This window comes from Moorena sp. SIOASIH, from assembly GCF_010671925.1.
In the GTDB taxonomy this organism is placed as follows: domain Bacteria; phylum Cyanobacteriota; class Cyanobacteriia; order Cyanobacteriales; family Coleofasciculaceae; genus Moorena.
In genome coordinates this window covers 405,890-421,528 of the sequence record NZ_JAAHIH010000004.1, presented here as the reverse complement: position 1 = coordinate 421,528, position 15,639 = coordinate 405,890, and the positions used below count along the sequence as shown (strand labels likewise).

General features: G+C 43.4%; 13 protein-coding genes. 9 read left to right on the top strand and 4 right to left on the bottom strand.

Annotated features, from left to right (window positions below; all coding sequences use genetic code 11):
- Positions 1 to 79: 79 nt before the first annotated feature.
- Positions 80 to 634, top strand: coding sequence for a hypothetical protein (locus F6J90_RS23230; protein WP_293098841.1), 555 nt, complete (start codon positions 80 to 82; stop codon positions 632 to 634).
- Here F6J90_RS23230 and F6J90_RS23225 read toward each other — a convergent pair.
- Positions 608 to 796, bottom strand: a complete 189-nt coding sequence (locus F6J90_RS23225; RefSeq protein ID WP_293098838.1) for a hypothetical protein — start codon at positions 794 to 796, stop codon at positions 608 to 610. The genes F6J90_RS23230 and F6J90_RS23225 overlap by 27 nt on opposite strands.
- A 103-nt stretch (positions 797 to 899) precedes the next feature.
- Between F6J90_RS23225 and F6J90_RS23220 the strand changes: the two genes are divergently transcribed.
- Complete coding sequence (locus tag F6J90_RS23220) at positions 900 to 1,100, top strand: hypothetical protein (RefSeq protein WP_293098835.1); 201 nt, start codon at positions 900 to 902, stop codon at positions 1,098 to 1,100.
- Between the two features lie 481 nt (positions 1,101 to 1,581).
- Here the strand turns inward: F6J90_RS23220 and F6J90_RS23215 are convergent, their stop codons facing one another.
- Positions 1,582 to 2,472 carry a hypothetical protein gene (locus F6J90_RS23215; protein ID WP_293098832.1) on the bottom strand — a complete coding sequence of 297 codons (891 nt, stop codon included), beginning with the start codon at positions 2,470 to 2,472 and terminating at the stop codon, positions 1,582 to 1,584.
- 618 nt (positions 2,473 to 3,090) lie between these two features.
- Positions 3,091 to 3,318, bottom strand: coding sequence for a hypothetical protein (locus F6J90_RS23210; RefSeq protein ID WP_293098829.1), 228 nt, complete (start codon positions 3,316 to 3,318; stop codon positions 3,091 to 3,093).
- A gap of 457 nt (positions 3,319 to 3,775) precedes the next feature.
- Between F6J90_RS23210 and F6J90_RS23205 the strand changes: the two genes are divergently transcribed.
- The 6 genes from F6J90_RS23205 to F6J90_RS23180 all read left to right on the top strand — a co-directional run bounded on the left by F6J90_RS23205 (position 3,776) and on the right by F6J90_RS23180 (position 10,523).
- Entirely contained in the window at positions 3,776 to 4,417 is a 642-nt protein-coding gene (locus F6J90_RS23205; RefSeq protein WP_293098827.1) for a sigma-70 family RNA polymerase sigma factor, read from the top strand.
- A 6-nt stretch (positions 4,418 to 4,423) separates the two neighbouring features.
- Positions 4,424 to 5,461, top strand: coding sequence for a DUF1822 family protein (locus tag F6J90_RS23200; RefSeq protein ID WP_293098824.1), 1,038 nt, complete (start codon positions 4,424 to 4,426; stop codon positions 5,459 to 5,461).
- Between the two features lie 28 nt (positions 5,462 to 5,489).
- Positions 5,490 to 8,213, top strand: a complete 2,724-nt coding sequence (locus tag F6J90_RS23195) for an ABC transporter substrate-binding protein (RefSeq protein WP_293098821.1) — start codon at positions 5,490 to 5,492, stop codon at positions 8,211 to 8,213.
- 314 nt (positions 8,214 to 8,527) lie between these two features.
- Complete coding sequence (locus F6J90_RS23190; protein ID WP_293098818.1) at positions 8,528 to 9,070, top strand: TetR/AcrR family transcriptional regulator; 543 nt, start codon at positions 8,528 to 8,530, stop codon at positions 9,068 to 9,070.
- A 131-nt stretch (positions 9,071 to 9,201) separates the two neighbouring features.
- Complete coding sequence (locus tag F6J90_RS23185) at positions 9,202 to 9,873, top strand: DJ-1/PfpI family protein (RefSeq protein WP_293098815.1); 672 nt, start codon at positions 9,202 to 9,204, stop codon at positions 9,871 to 9,873.
- An 86-nt stretch (positions 9,874 to 9,959) separates the two neighbouring features.
- Entirely contained in the window at positions 9,960 to 10,523 is a 564-nt protein-coding gene (locus F6J90_RS23180; protein ID WP_293098813.1) for a hypothetical protein, read from the top strand.
- A 344-nt stretch (positions 10,524 to 10,867) separates the two neighbouring features.
- On the opposite strand, the gene F6J90_RS23175 is transcribed toward F6J90_RS23180, so the two are convergent.
- Positions 10,868 to 12,487, bottom strand: coding sequence for a TIGR04222 domain-containing membrane protein (locus tag F6J90_RS23175; protein WP_293098810.1), 1,620 nt, complete (start codon positions 12,485 to 12,487; stop codon positions 10,868 to 10,870).
- 464 nt (positions 12,488 to 12,951) lie between these two features.
- Between F6J90_RS23175 and F6J90_RS23170 the strand changes: the two genes are divergently transcribed.
- Positions 12,952 to 15,615: an ABC transporter substrate-binding protein gene (locus F6J90_RS23170; protein WP_293098808.1), complete on the top strand. Its 2,664-nt coding sequence runs from the start codon at positions 12,952 to 12,954 to the stop codon at positions 15,613 to 15,615.
- The last annotated feature ends 24 nt before the right edge of the window (positions 15,616 to 15,639 follow it).

Sequence of the window (15,639 nt, the reverse complement as noted above, 5' to 3'; positions counted from 1 at the left end):
CTACGCGCACGCTGCTCTCTTGGCAACTTTTGTCCTGTACTGAGATTTACGCCTAGTCTTATAAAAGAAAAAGATGACCATGAAACCATATTTCTCTGCACTTTTAATCCTATCCACAGTAACCACAATGACTGGTTGCACGAACCTTATAGGTACGCCAAAGGTACAGGCTGCGCCATGCGAAAATCCTGTCACAAAAAACGATGTTCTAGCTGCACAGCAAAGCTGGGGCAAAGCCATTGTCGCCATTGGCAAGGCAGAAAACCCACAAGCAGAAGCACAAAGTACTCTTGACAGGCTTTATGCTTATGATCTTGGTACGGTTTTGTTCAAACCAACACTGGCCAGCGATGATCCGTTCAGAGGCACGGAGAAAGAGGCTTTGTCTTATTTTGTCGGCGGCAGCGTCAGCGAAGATAAAGGTTTTGCTCTTGCGCCCTATAACAAAGTGCGCTTTGAGAATGAAGGAATTATTACCAACTGCGATACAGCCATGTCGATGGGTGAGTATTTTTTCACCAAAACAGACGGTAGCGAGATCAAGGTAGAATACTCTTTTGGTTATGTTCGCGATGAAAACGGTGATCTGAAAATCAATCTGCACCATTCATCTCTGCCGTATCAAGCAAAATAAGGGCGATTGACCGTAGGTCACGCTACGCGATTCGGCAAAGCCGACGCTACGCGAACGCACGTCTCTCAAAAGTTGAGCTAGGTCTGCCGCTAGACTTTCCACCCATTGCTGTTGCTGGCTCGACTCTTTTGGCGGTTGAATCTCTTCTGGTGCTTGGGTCATTTCGGGTGCTGCTTCTATCTGTGATGCTTCAGATAATGCGCTCGGCTCTACAGGGGGCTGATTTGCTTCTGGCTTGGGCGTTTCGGGTACTGCTTCGGCATGATTGGGATTTGGGGATGCGATTCGGCAAAGCCTCTGCTACGGGAACGCATCTCTTTTCATCCCCACTGGTTATAGCGGTGCTCATAGTAATGAGGTACACAGGATTTTTCCCCACTTCCGACTTCCCTGCTCCCTACTCCCTGCTCCTTTTTTTTTTATTGGAGCCATTTTGGCGACACAAACAGAGGAAACAGTATTGTAATTAAAGTATTGCTTAGTCTGTTTTTGTCCAAACACAAGTTACTAGACACACAAGCTCTAGACACACAAGCTCTAGACACAAGTTACTAGCTCTCAGTCTGCGTTCAAGACAATACCTTGCTCCCCTACCTCTCACCTCGGTAGGGGATTTATTTTAACGTTATAGCGCTACGCCCAAGGCAAAAGGCATGCATGCTAGAGGCAAAAGTTCACGTGCATTAGCGCAGGTGCGCTTTCCGCATCTAATTATTAAATTCGCCACAGGTCGCACCTTTTTCAGCTTCTATCAATGTCCTAACTTTAATCCGTAGTGCTATATCATGTCAGAATAATTATCCTTAATAAACATTTCCCCCATCTCCCCATCTCCCCATCTCCCCATCTCCCTATCTCCCCATCTCCCCACACCTCCCACACTTCCCACCCTCCCCACTCTCTCCTTAATTATGGGTATTCAACCAGACTTGATATTACTTTGATTTCTATTGCTTCTTTGGTGAACCTGCCCCTAAAAAGGTAATAAACACCAGTAAAGCTAATACAGAACCTGGTTCCGGTACAGAAGTCTTAGGAGTAGCTTCGCCAAAAATCTGCACATTAATATCCGAAGACTTGTCCCAGCCGTTACCATTGGTATCGACGATATCAACGAAGTTACCTGAGCCATCAAACTGCAAGTAACGATTGTCAGCGCCATCCTGGGGCGAACCACTCAATGCTGCGTTGGAAGCATGGTTAAACCAGGGATAGAACATATCCTCATCAGGGATCTCACGACCAACACCCCGCACCCCGAAGTTATAGGTTGTACCGCCTTCGATAGTCCAGTTAAGATTGTTGAAATCCACTTGCCAAATATTGATCAAATGACCAAAGTTATCGTAGATCGACTCAGCAACATCTGGGTACGAGACTTTGGTGATGGTAACATCTGGGTTGCTGGTCACATTACTGTTAAAGTCTAAAGTTGCACTGGCGAAGGGAGAAATATCATCCTCAGCGGCAAGACCTGTCAACAGAGTAAAGCTCTCAAACCAATCCCCCAAGTTCTCTGGTTCAGCAACATCCCAATCCTGCTCGTTGTCTGGGTCACCAATAATCAGACCAGGTACCATCCAAGTGCGGATTGTATCGATAACAAAAGTGTCTCCTACATTGCCGATAGTGAAATCATCACCATAGAAGCCCTGGTTCTGGGCATCTGTAGCCCAACGGACATTACTGCGGTTTGCTCCAGAAAGATTATTGAGATTTTCTGTGGGTAGTCCCCGGTCAAACAACATTTCAGCTTGTGCGTTGGAAGTGTAACCTAGCATCACAGCAGAAGCAGTGGCAAAAACTGCTCCGACTTTGGTGAGAGTTGACGTAAACATGGAATTAAGAGCTCTAAAGCTATAGCGTTGACGATGGTTTAGATTGCTAGCAATATCCAATAGTCAATATAAAATTGGATATTTTAAATTTGTAATTATTAATTTGAAATTGGGAATTTTGAATTGCAATTTTTAATTTTTTTATATGCCTTTTCCCTTGTCGTTTTTGCCTTCGAGAATCTTATTATAGGGGTTAACAGTGGGATTAAGTACACCCAAATTTATTCCCCCTCCTTCCTCTGTTGCCACTCTCCCCTATGACCTTGCTCCAGATTTAGCTGACGGTGGCGGGAACTGATAGATTACAAAGGATTCAGGCCGATTTTTTGATACTGTGAAAAAAAAACTGCCATAAAATGACTACATCAAAACCCTGGAAACCTTAAACATTCTTTCATTGGCCAGTTTTTGATGTCGTTATTTGAGAACTTATATATACATGGTGGCAAAGCAATGTTTTTAATCGGGTTTGCCTAATGTATAAGATGTCGAAGAATTACAGAGCATGGTTGATTGTGATTCGCCATTAACCATCGGAGCTTTAATTTACACTAGGTTTTTGTAAGCATTCAGCTATCAGCTATCAGCTATCAGCTATCAGCTATCAGCTATCAGCTATCAGCTATCAGCTTTGGAATAAAACAAGTAAGCATTGGAATAATGCTGAGTTACCTCACAGCGTCGTTCGCACAGCGTGGCCATTCGCGTAGCGTGGCCATTCGCGTAGCGTGGCCATTCGCGTAGCGTGGCCATTCGCGTAGCGTGGCCAAAGGCCAAGGCCAAGGCCAAGGCCAAGGCCAAAGCCTGTGCCACAAGGCTGACGGCATTAGGCTGACGGCACCTCAAGTAGCACCTCAAGTAGCGCATATGCTTACAGGTTTTTACAAAACTAAAGGCGAATATAGTACAAAAGTACTAAAACAATAACTTTGCTATGAAGTGCGATGTGGCCTACGGCCGACCCTACGCGATTCGGCAAAGCCGACCCTACGCGAACGCATCAATAAAGCGCAATATTAACTTTTATAACAAACGGCAGAAAACCTTCAGCTTAAGCCAGAGAACTATATCGAAGGATGAAGGATCAAGGATCAAGGATCAAGGATGATACTCCCATCCGTTACATCCGTTATCCCATGCCTTGCCTATTTACTGCTGATGGCTGATAGCTGATGAACAGAAAACCAAATATATCATCAAACCAAATCCCATTTCCTCATAATACCAAAAAATCCTCGGAGCTCTTTCCTGCTGTTCCCTGTTCCCTGTTCCCTGTTCCCTATAGATACCTGGTAGAACTAACGTGTGGAATAAACAGCAAGACGAAAAACTCAGACAGCTAGCTACAGAAGCCCAACACTATCCTGCTAAGACAAGGATGCGACAGATAGCCTTAACCAAATTGGTCAAGGCAATTCGGGAATCCGGTCAGCTATGCCATCCCCATCGTGGTAAATTTATCGGGTTTTATGAAGAAATTTATGATGAAGCTTGTAATCGAGTCTTTCTTTACATCTGCCAAAATATTGATAAGTATGACCCCAACAAAGGTGAAGTATTACAATGGGTTAACTTTATGCTTAGAAAACGTTTTCCTGATGCTGTTAACTCGATTTTAGGAACTCTGGCAGTTTTTCCAGAAGATTCTTCCATCAAACGAGTCTCTCTTGATGAGCTAGATCAGCTAAAATACCATCAAAACAGTCCTCTTTTGTCAAGTGAAATCATCGCCTGGATAGAATCAGACCCTGATGGGATTTTTAAAGAAACCTACGTCACTAATCATCCTGAAGCCAATTTTAAATTTTTGGCTCTTAAACGAATTGAAGGATACACTTGGAAAGAATTAGAATCTATTTTAGGAATTCCCCTGCAGACTCTGAGTGGATTTCACGACCGTTGTTTAAGGAATTTTTCTACTCAGTTAAAAGACTATTTTGATTAAATATTTTTGTTACTACTCTTAATTGCTCCCTGCTCCCTGCTCCCTGCTCCCTGCTCCCTGTTCCCTGCTCCGTACTCCGTACTCCCTACTCCCTGTTCCCTGTTCCCTGTTCCCTGTTCCCTTTGCTATATCAACAATACCATGAACAATACACAAGAAAAGTTAACTTTCAAAGTTGCCCTAACCCCTTCAGCCCATCGCTTGGCAGAAAAGTTCCGGAGACAGCAATCTAATCCTGATCAAGGCAAACAAGTTTATCTCAATACCTTAGCTGTCTATGCTATGAATTTTTACTGTCAGTGTATGGGAATTGATACAGATTTTTCCAACAGTTCTAGCTTGACTCCAGTAATCCCAACTCTGGGAGATATAGCAGATTTATATCTCAACAATCTCGGTAAACTAGAGTGTCTACCTGTACTACCTCAATCCCAGGTGATTAAGATTCCCCCTGTTGTCTGGGAGCATCGGATTGGTTATATGGCTGTACAACTAAACGAATCTCTTACAGAAGCAACCCTACTAGGATTTATTAAAACCTCAAAAACTCAGGAGTTACCTCTATCTGAGTTAGGGTCTCTGGAAGATTTCCTGGAACGTATCGAAACCCTCAGCCAATGTGTCAACTTGAGCCAATGGTTTAACCAGATTTGTGACAAAGGTTGGCAAAGGGTTAAAACCCAAAAATCTCCCTCAGCACCCCAGCCAGCTTTTCGTTTTAGGAGACCTAGATTTACAGCAGCTAAATCCATCACTTTGGAGACAAAACCGGTTAGTTATCCCATGGATTTAGTAGTTACTGTCACTCAAGAATCCGAGCAAGAGATTGATATAGACATACAAGTGTATGCTCGTGGTAGTGACCATCTACCCCTTGGTCTCAAGCTGATGGTGATTGATGAATCAGGAGAAATTTTTTCGGAAGTATCTGCTGGGATTAATGATACTATTATCAGCAATGGTTTTATTGGTGAACGCCAAGAAGAGTTTACTCTAAAAGTAGCCTTAGAGGAGGCTATATTCACTGAGTATTTTGTTGTCTAATGTCGTTAAGTTATAAAGGAATACCATAATGATTAAGGTAGTTGTGTTAAGACTTATTGGTGATCTGGAGCGTGACATTTGGGTCACCTTTGAATGGAGACCTGAGGGTCAGTTAGCTGAAGGGAGAATTAGTACTCAGTTAGCACCAAATCCTGACATTGCTCAACTTTACACTAATTGGCAGCGACGATATCATAATTTAGAATATATTTACCGAAATCCCCGCTTAAAGCCCAGAAAAATATACCGCTGTTCTAAACAAGAATGTGACCAATTTGCTGATGAGTTGAACAGAAGTCTTAACCAATGGCTTAACTCAAATCATGGCTTTCGTCGGATCAGGGATAAATTAGCAGCACAGTTGAGAAGCAATACAGATACGAAAACCCATACTAGGGTGATGATTCAGACCGATAATCCTCAGCTTCAGCGACTCCCATGGCACCTGTGGGATTTTTGGAACGATCATGACTCGGTTGAAATTACCTTAAGTCCTCTGGAGTACGAGACAATTACAGCAAACCCTCCTAAAGACCAGGTAAGAGTATTAGCGATTCTCGGTAACAGTAAGGGAATTGATATTGACAAAGATAAACAACACTTGCAGCAATTAATTGGTAAAGACTCGTTACTTGAGTTTCTGGTAAAGCCTACACGAGAGCAGTTAGAAGCTTCCCTGCGGGATGCCCTTGGATGGCATATCCTCTTTTTTGCGGGTCATAGTTCTAGCGAGAGAAAAAGACATCGGACAACAGGTCGGATTTATATTAATGACACGGATAGCTTAACCATTGATGAGTTAAAACATGCCCTAATAACGGCGATTAAAAATGCCTTGAAGTTAGCGATATTTAATAGCTGTGATGGTTTAGGCTTAGGCAATGCCCTGGCTGAGCTACAAATTCCACAAGTTATTATTATGAAGGAGCCGATTCCTGATCAGGTTGCTCATAAATTCCTGGAGTTCTTTCTGACAGAATTTACCAAAAGAAAACCCCTTGAGCAAGCAGTCAGAGTAGCTAGGCAAAGACTGGAATCGATACAACATGAATTACCCTACGCCACTTGGTTACCGGTGATTTATCAGCACCCTACAGCAAAACCTTGGTGTTGGCCAGTGTCAGAATCATTGGAAGCACCTACACCACCTATAGAGAAACAACTATCTGTTAACCGTTTGATAAAATTAGCCTTAGGGACTGTTGCGCTCTTTGGCATTTACGGAATTTATCAACTTGCCATAGAACCTAACAAGCTAGGAGATCAGATTAGTTCTGGAGAAGAGATACTGGATACAACCTCTGCTCCACGTTTCAAGCAACGGGGTGTTGAATTTGTGGCAGAATGTCAGACTCCCTGGAGAGATAACTTAGCCCTTTTTAGTCAAAAAACTTGGCAACGATGGCAGAGGTGTTGGTGGAGCAAGACTAACTATCAAGACGCTGTTAATTTCTTCTCTAAATCCTGGCAAGAGGAAGACAAAGACCCAGAAACGTTAATTTATCAGAATAATGCCCTCTTAGAGGCTACTAAATCAGATTACTACACCATTGCGGTGGCGGTACCCATCGTTAGGAACAAGGATGACTCTGTCAAAAATCGGGAGCTAGCTCAAGAAATTCTTCGAGGAATCGCTCACGCTCAAACAGAAGTTAACTTGGAACTTTTTCAGGATGATGACAAACTCCCTAACAACTTTACTGACAAATTACCAGGAAAGGATATTATAAACGGTAAATCGATCAAGGGTAAGGGTCTAAAAGTTATTATTGCTGATGATGCCAATATCCGCTCAAAAGCAATCAAAAGGGCAAAAGCACTAGTCAAAGAAGGGGATATCCTAGGGGTAGTTGGTCACTATGCTAGTGATATGACTATGGAAACTGTGGATATTTATAATAGTAATAAGCTAGTGTTAATCTCCTCTGGCTCCACAACGGAAGAATTAACAGAGCACCCTAGGGACTTTTTCTTCCGGACGGTAGCTACCACTAAAATCGAAGCAAAATCTTTGGTTGATTATTTGGTTAAAAATGGTCACCAAAAAGCGGCGGGTTTTTACAATCCTCGCAGTCCATTCACTCACTCGTTCTGGCAAGAATTTAAACAGCAGTTTACTAAGCAAGGAGGAGAACTCGTCAATATCAAACACTATGATATATCTCAGCCGAACTTTAAGGCTAAGCAAGCAATAGAGGAAATCCGGCAAACTCAGGAAACAGCTATTGTTTTAATTCCCGATGGTCAAGTCACCAATGCTGTCACTCATGCTATCGATATGATCAAGGAAAACAATGGTCGTAATGTGATAGTGGGTTCCTGGGGAATCGCCAGGCCAAAAACACTAGCACTTGGACAGCCCGATCTATTCGAGAAGGTTGTGGTGTCTGTGCCCTGGCATCACGTAAATAGTGCTAACCCAGAAGTTAATCAAGATGCTCAAACCTTATGGGGAAAATCTTTCAATTCCTTAACTTCCTCGTCTGCTTTATCCTATGATGCAACTCGTGTGTTGATTACGGCTATCGAAAAACAGAAGAATCCGACACCTATTGGTATGCAGAAAACCTTAAGAAGTCCTGATTTTAGTGCTGATGGGGTAACGGGAAAAATTGAGTTTGAACCCTCTAACGGTAATCGTAAGAATCCGTCACGAACCTTAGTGCATGTGGTGCCTTGTCCCAACCAGGAGTACGGGTTAGAGTTTGTGCCCCTTGAGTATTCTTCTTGTGATTACAAACAGCAAGAGTGAGGTTGGGATTGCTGAAGTTTGGAATAGGTAACTTCGGCTCAGGGGGAAGAGTAGACGTTGCGTCAGTCAAGTAATGGATAGGAGTAGAGTGGGCATCTTGCCCGCTCGACAAGATCAAGGGACGGGCAACATGCCCATTCTACAGGTGCGACCCAAGGCCGCGAGCAATCCCTCGCGGCCTTGGAGGCGCGCACCTACTCTTAAGATCATTCTATTATTCAGCAACGCCCAAATCCCTGCATCAAAAAAAACTTTTGATCCACTTTGCTTTTTTTAATTACTTGTGCTATTCTACAGACATGTAGGTCGATACAATGGCTGTCATGAGCGATACGAGAACAAAAATCCTTGATGTGGCTGAGCGCTTGACCCAAACAAGAGGGTTCAATGGCTTTAGCTATCTTGATTTGGCTGATGAAATCGGCATCAAGAATTCAAGCATACACTATCACTTTAAGGCTAAGGCTGACCTGGCTTTGGCCCTGGTGGAACGCATGCATAAAGTCCATAGGGCTGCCTTTGAAGCTTTCGACGAAAATCTTGACACGCCCCAGCAACGCTTGCAAGCACTGGTCGATTCTATTCAAGCCTACATTGATGAACACAAGTTTTGTATGTGTGGGATGATGGCGGCAGAATTACAATCGGTTAGTCCAGCGGTGAGAAGTCGCCTTATTGTCTACTTCAAGGATTTTCAAGCCTGGCTCACCAAGCAGTTTGTGGAAATGGGAGAAACCGATGCTCAAAACAGAGCACTCAGATTCGTTAGTACAGCGGAAGGTTCATTGTTACTGGCGAGACTCGAGGGCGACCCCCAAATTGTCGGTCAAGCGTTGAAGATTTTCATCCACGACTGACATATTTTTTTGACTAGAAAATCTACATACATATAGGTCAGTTGCCAGCGTGTATTCTACTGAACCTTTGCTAATTCAATCGCCTGTTTATCCAGATCTCAGGAATTCTAACCAACTTCAAAAGAGTTACCATGTTAATCCAATCACTTATTTATCATGATTTCACGTTAATCGACCTTGTCGGTGCGCTTCAACCGCTAGCAATGATTCCCGGGGCGAAGACGGAGTTTGTTGCCAAAGTTGAAGGCCCAATCTCGACTGATTCGGGAGTAGTAATGGTTGCTAATCGCAACTTTAAGAATGCGTCGCAACAGCCCGACGTCCTGCTCGTTCCAGGTGGCGGAAAGCCATCCATTGACATTCTTGAAGACAAGGAGTCGATCGACTTTGTCGCTCTTCAGGGTGAAAGAGCAGGCTGGTTGGTTGGAGTTTGCACTGGCCCGCTGTTGTTGGCTAAGGCCGGTTTGCTCAAGGGATATCGAGCTGCAGCACATTGGGCTGTCATCGACACCCTTGATGCCTTTGGTGCAATTCCAGTTCACGAACGGGTTGTGATAGATCGAAATCGTTGCACGGGTGGAGGAATGACTGCCGGTGTTGATATAGGTCTGACCATGGTGGGTCAACTTGCTGGCAAGGAACTGGGCCAGATGACTGAGATGATCCTGGAGTACAACCCGGAGCCTCCTTTCAAGACTGGTCATCCAACAATTTCGGACCGAGCAACAATCGAGAAGGCTAAGCAGATGTTTGAGTCTATTGCGCCAGAAGACCGAATTAGAAGCATTGCAGCCACTGAGTAACGCCGCCATAAAACATGGTGACAGCTGCCACTAGCTCCACAAGTTACCCCAACAAACTCAAATCAAGAATTAAGGACATAAGACAAATGACAGACTTTCCACGCTATACCCTAGAAAATGCTCCTGATGCCGCGCAAGCTAAACTAGCTGCGCTTCAAAAGTCATTCGGATTTGTACCCAGTATGCTTAAAATCATGGCGGGCGCTCCACCACTTCTAAACGTTTATCTGGATGCACATCAAGCCCTTCAATCTTCTATTCTCTCAAAAGAAGAACTTACAGTAATCTGGCAATCGATCAATGTCGAACACAGTTGTCTCTTTTGTGTGCCGGCACATACAAATATAGCCAACATGATGGGCGTTGATGAAAATATCACCAATGCGCTCCGAAACGAAACACCGCTTGCTGATACCAAGCTTGAGGCTCTGCGTACATTTGTGCTTTCTATGGTTCGGAAACGGGGTGAAGTGAGCGAATCAGAATTATCTGAGTTTTTTGCTGCGGGTTATTCACACGAGCATGTCTTATTGGTCATTTTGGGCATTGGACAAAAGGTGATGAGTAATTACACCAATCATGTTGCAAAAACACCACTCGATACCCCATTCAAAAAGTTTGAATGGGCTAAAACAGGCAAAGGAGCATAACAATTTGAAAACCCCCGTTGAAAAACCACGGTTCTTCAGTACCTGCTATGGGCTAATTTCAGGGTAAAAAAATCAGAAAGCTTACTATACAAGCGATGCAGAGGTGCGACCCGTGGCGAATTAAATTCGCCACGGGTCGCACCGAAAAATTGGGGGGCAGGGGGGCAAAACCAACTAAGTTTAGGTAAAATCCAGTGCTGCTGAGGGTTTACCCGCACAAAATTGATATCCTGACTAACATGAAGATCAGCGGGTGCCCAAATATCTACTGGTGGCGCTTCCCCAAAGAAATAGTGATAGCTGGTTTTTGCTTCACCATTCTATTATTCAGCAACGCCAATTGTTTAGCCACCACAGCCACCGCAGCCACCACCACAGCCACCACCACAGCTGCTACCGCCACCGCAGCTGCTACCGCCACCGCAGCTGCTACCGCCACCGCAGCCGCTATCACTGCCACTGGAGCCACTATCACCGCCACTGCAGCCACCGCCACCGCAGCCACTGCTACTGCTATTACTGCTACCACCGCTACGGCTACGGCGGCTACTGGTACTGCTATTACCAAAATTGGTGAAAGGATTAAATAGGTGTTGCAAGTCTTCTAGACCATATTGGTTTAAAACTGTAGTACCAAATAGAGCAAATGCCAGGGCTAGTTGAGACTTGTCTTTAGAGTTTCGCAGCATCCGATGGGTAGCTCTTAGGTTTCCTAATACACTATCGCCGTAACGACTACAGTTTACTGGTACAACCAGAAAGCGCCAACCAATCATGGCTGTGATAATGCACAGTATGATTAGGAAACCGACTGGCTTATCTCGCGAAATGCCTACTATAATCTTGGTGATTCCTAGGAGCAAGACAGCAAACAGAAGAAGTGCGGGATATTGCTGGGCTGATTTGGCTTGGTCTTCTGTAAGTAATAGATTGAGATCGGTTAAGCGATCGCGTATTTGGTTTGTAGCGGATCTAGCGGCTGTTCTGATCGGAGTGATGGTCTGACCAGTTCTAGCACCATTATCAATCTTAAACTCAAGGGGATCATTTTTGTAAACCAAAGGATTGACTAATTCTAGCCCTCGGTATTCAGGCACAGGTTTTAAATGTCCACTCTGCACAAGGTTAACGATGGCTGTATCGACAGCTCGCTGTTTACCTCCAACTAAATAGGCTGTCTCATAGGGATCGAGAGAGACGGATTTCCCAGAGGGATCGGAAGTTGGTTTTCGTAGATACCAACGTAAACCGTAGGCCAAGACTACCGCAGCACTTGTTAGCAATAGATAGAACCTGAGAAATAATGGTCCTGTAAAATTAAGTGGGTTTGCGCTATTGACTAAGGCTAATGACTCACAACCTGTGATTGTTACTGCCAAGACGAACAATAGGAAAACAATCGCGTATTGGTTGAGGCTGAAGTTGGGGAGTGAGTTTAAACTAAGCTGAGGTAAACTAACTTTAGGTAAAATCCAGTGCTGCTGAGGGTTTACCCGCACAAAATTGATATCCTGACTAACATGAAGATCAGCAGGTGCCCAAATATCTACTGGTGGCGCTTCCCCAAAGAAATATTGATAGCTGGCTAGGGTTTTACTGTACCAATCGTCGAATTTAGACTTTTCACTGACACCACCACCACTAGGCAGATGATGAAAGGGGTTTTGTAGAATGTTTGGGCAAAATTCATCCCAGTAAGAATTGGTATAGGTCAAGTGTAGATGCCACACTTGATCCACTGGGTCAGAAGGGGAGACGGGATGGTCAGCTACTACTGCTAGAAACGCAAATTTTTTGTATTCATCAATCACCCGCTGAGTGTATTTAAGACTCCACTGATTTTCCCGAGCTAATCGCTTGCTAAAGGGAAATTTGGCATCAGGGTCATCTAAAGAAAATGCCTGAAGGCGTTGATAGAGTTGGGTTTGTTGAAGGTTCATCATTGTTTCTGTTTTCTTGTACAATGCTAGTTACCTGAATTTACCCATATAGTTCTATTCAGCCCAAAAACAAGGTTTTATGAAAACGTGTTTTGATTTTGCGTTCCCGTAGCGTGACCTACGGTCAATCCCCTAGCTTGGCCTACGGCCAATCGCATTTCTCAGCAGCCTGATATAGCACTACGCATACCATAAGAGCGGCAGTCTGGCTTCCAATGAGTGTGAAGATAGTTTAAATATTTCTGGGTAATATAAAAAACATGGTATAATCCTTATACTATCAAGTATGCTAGTTGCCTGAATCCCATAGCCCGATAACTCAAAGCGCTGCTTGACTCACAATTCTTAGGATTAAAATTCCTAGTAAATCCTGAAGCAGTAAGAGCACTAATCATCAACATCCCAATTTTCATAAATCAATCAGAGTCAAGGAGACTCCTGTAGGTTATTGGATCTGGCAATCTACAAAAATACGGCAATAAATAAAAATGAATAGAGTAGTTATTTTAACACTAGATGGTGACCTAGACAGTGGAATTCGAGTCACTTTGGCATGGGGAACAACAGACAAGTCAGCTGAAGGAAAAATTATGAGTCGGTTGGCACCAAACCCCGAAATTTATCAACTATACACCGATTGGCAGCAAGGATATCGTAATTTAGAGTATTTTTACCGAAAGCCCCGCTTAACTCCCAAAGGACTGTACATCTCTTCGGTTAAATCCTGTGAGCAATTGGTTGACGAGTTAAGGAACAATATTAACCAATGGCTGAATTCTAGATCGGATGGCTTTGACCAGGTCAGAGATCAATTAACAACTGAGTTAAGCCGTCATCGCGATACTCGGATATTGATTCAGACCGATAATCCTCAGCTTCAACGATTACCATGGCACCTGTGGGATGTATGGGAAAATAATCATGAATCCCTTGAATTTAGTTTAATTCCCTTGGAATACCAGCCAACTCCAGAAACTAAACTGAGAAATCGAGTCAGACTATTAGCTATTCTTGGTAACAGTGACGGAATTGATATCGAAACCGACCGCAACTATTGGCAGCAAGTCTCTAGCTTAGACTCATCCTCTTGCTTTCTAGTAGAACCGACACGAGAGGAGTTAGACCAAAAACTTTGGGAAAAAGAAGGCTGGGATATTCTGTTTTTTGCTGGTCATAGTTATAGCGAATGTAATGATGAAACCGGTCGAATTTATATAAATCAGGAAGACAGTATTATCATTAATGAGTTAATCCCAGCTCTCAAACAAGCTATTAAAAACGGCTTGAAGCTAGCGATATTTAATAGCTGTGATGGCTTAGGCTTAGCCAATGCTCTAGCTAAATTACAAATGCCACAAGCCATTATTATGAAAGAGCCAGTGCCCGATGAAGTTGCCCAGACCTTCCTCAGGTTCTTTCTGGAAGAATTTTCTCAAGGAAAGTCTCTCCATAAGGCAGTTAAAGTAGCACGAAAACGACTGCATTATCTAGAGAATCGATTAGATAAAAAATTACCCTACGCTACTTGGTTACCAGTGATTTGTCACCATCCTAAAGCACAAGCTTGGCGTTGGCCAGTGTCACGTTCCTTAGTAAACCGTTGGATAAAATTAGCCTTCGCTACTGTTGCGATCGTTAGCATTTACGGAATTTATAAACTTGCCACAGAACCTAACCAGCTAGGAGACAAGATTAGTTCTGGGGAAGAGATACTGGATACAACCTCTGCTCCACGTTTCAAGCAACGGAGTGTGAAGTTACTAGCCAAGTGTCAGGAGCCATTCAGAAATTATTTAGGAATTTGGCGTCAAGAAACCAGGAAAAAAGTTCGGAATTGCTTTTGGACAAAAGCTCACTATAAAACAGCTTTTGAGTTACTTAAACAATCCTGGCAACAGAATGGAGCGGATCCGGAAACCTTAATTTACTTGAATAATGCGCTACTGGAAGCTCAAGGAAAAAACTATTATACAATAGCTGTTGTGATTCCCATCATTGATACCCCGAATCAATCAGTAAAAGATGCCAATGCTGCTCAAGAAATTCTGCGAGGAATTGCCCAAGCTCAAACTGAAGTTAATTTGGGACTCTTTGAAGTCGATAACCAACTGATTCAGCAATTTCCAGGTAAAGATTTCCTGAACCGCAAAGGGATTAATAATACCATCGGACTCAAAGTCGTAATTGCTGATGATGCCAATCGTGAAAAAGATGCGAAAGCAAGAGCAAGCTTATTGGTGAAGCAATCGAGTATTCTAGGAGTCATCGGTCACTGGACTAGTGAAACAACTCTTGCCGCTGTAGATACTTATCAAAATGGGAAGCTGGTATTGATTTCTCCCTATGCCATGACAACAGAACTCACAACTAACCCTCGGAATTTTTTATTTCGGACTGTACCTACTACTGAAGACGAAACTGATAGTTTAGTTGACTATCTACTTAATATAGGTCAACGCCAATTAGCAGTTTTTTACACTCCTCAAAGCCCAGTTACTAGCGATAGTTGGCGGAAATTAAAACAAAAATTTGAAACCAAGGGAGGAAGGATCATAAAAGTCCGAGAGTATAATTTATCCAAACGTAACTTCAACCCCAATAAAGCCCTAGAGGAAGTAAGGAAATATGGGGAAACAGCCTTGGTGTTATTCCCAGATGCTCAAATCACTGATGCTTTGGAGAATTCCATTGAGTTAATCAAAGCTAACAACGGTCGTAATTTGATAGTAGGGGGATGGAATCTCTATAGTCCCCAGACTCTAAGCATCGGAGATTCAAAGCTATTGGAGAAAGTAGTTTTATTTGTTCCCTGGCATCCCCGAAGCAGTCCCAACCAAAAATTTACTCAAGACACTATGAAATTGTGGCATGGACCAGTAAATCCGAGCACAGCTACCACCTATGATGCCACTCGTACCTTGATTAAGGCGTTAGAAATTCCAAATAAACCGACACGTAAGGGTATCCAGAAAACATTAGCAAGTCCTGATTTTAGTGCCGATGGCGCAACAGGAACCATTGAGTTTACATCCAATGATCGTCATCGCAAGAATCCTCCTGGAGAATTAGTTCATATCGTGCCTTGTCCCAAGAGCTTCTTTGGTTTAGCCTTTCTGCCCCTTGAGTATTCTTCTTGTGATCAAAAGCATTAAGATATTAGCAATCAGCTATCAGCT

Bases quoted from the DNA above. Each gene is read 5' to 3' on its own strand.
- F6J90_RS23180 (WP_293098813.1), top strand. From the start codon at position 9,960: ATGACAGACTTTCCACGCTATACCCTAGAAAATGCTCCTGATGCCGCG.
- F6J90_RS23195 (WP_293098821.1), top strand. From the start codon at position 5,490: ATGATTAAGGTAGTTGTGTTAAGACTTATTGGTGATCTGGAGCGTGAC.
- F6J90_RS23230 (WP_293098841.1), top strand. From the start codon at position 80: ATGAAACCATATTTCTCTGCACTTTTAATCCTATCCACAGTAACCACA.
- F6J90_RS23190 (WP_293098818.1), top strand. From the start codon at position 8,528: ATGGCTGTCATGAGCGATACGAGAACAAAAATCCTTGATGTGGCTGAG.
- F6J90_RS23185 (WP_293098815.1), top strand. From the start codon at position 9,202: ATGTTAATCCAATCACTTATTTATCATGATTTCACGTTAATCGACCTT.
- F6J90_RS23215 (WP_293098832.1), bottom strand. From the start codon at position 2,472: ATGTTTACGTCAACTCTCACCAAAGTCGGAGCAGTTTTTGCCACTGCT.
- F6J90_RS23225 (WP_293098838.1), bottom strand. From the start codon at position 796: ATGACCCAAGCACCAGAAGAGATTCAACCGCCAAAAGAGTCGAGCCAG.
- F6J90_RS23170 (WP_293098808.1), top strand. From the start codon at position 12,952: ATGAATAGAGTAGTTATTTTAACACTAGATGGTGACCTAGACAGTGGA.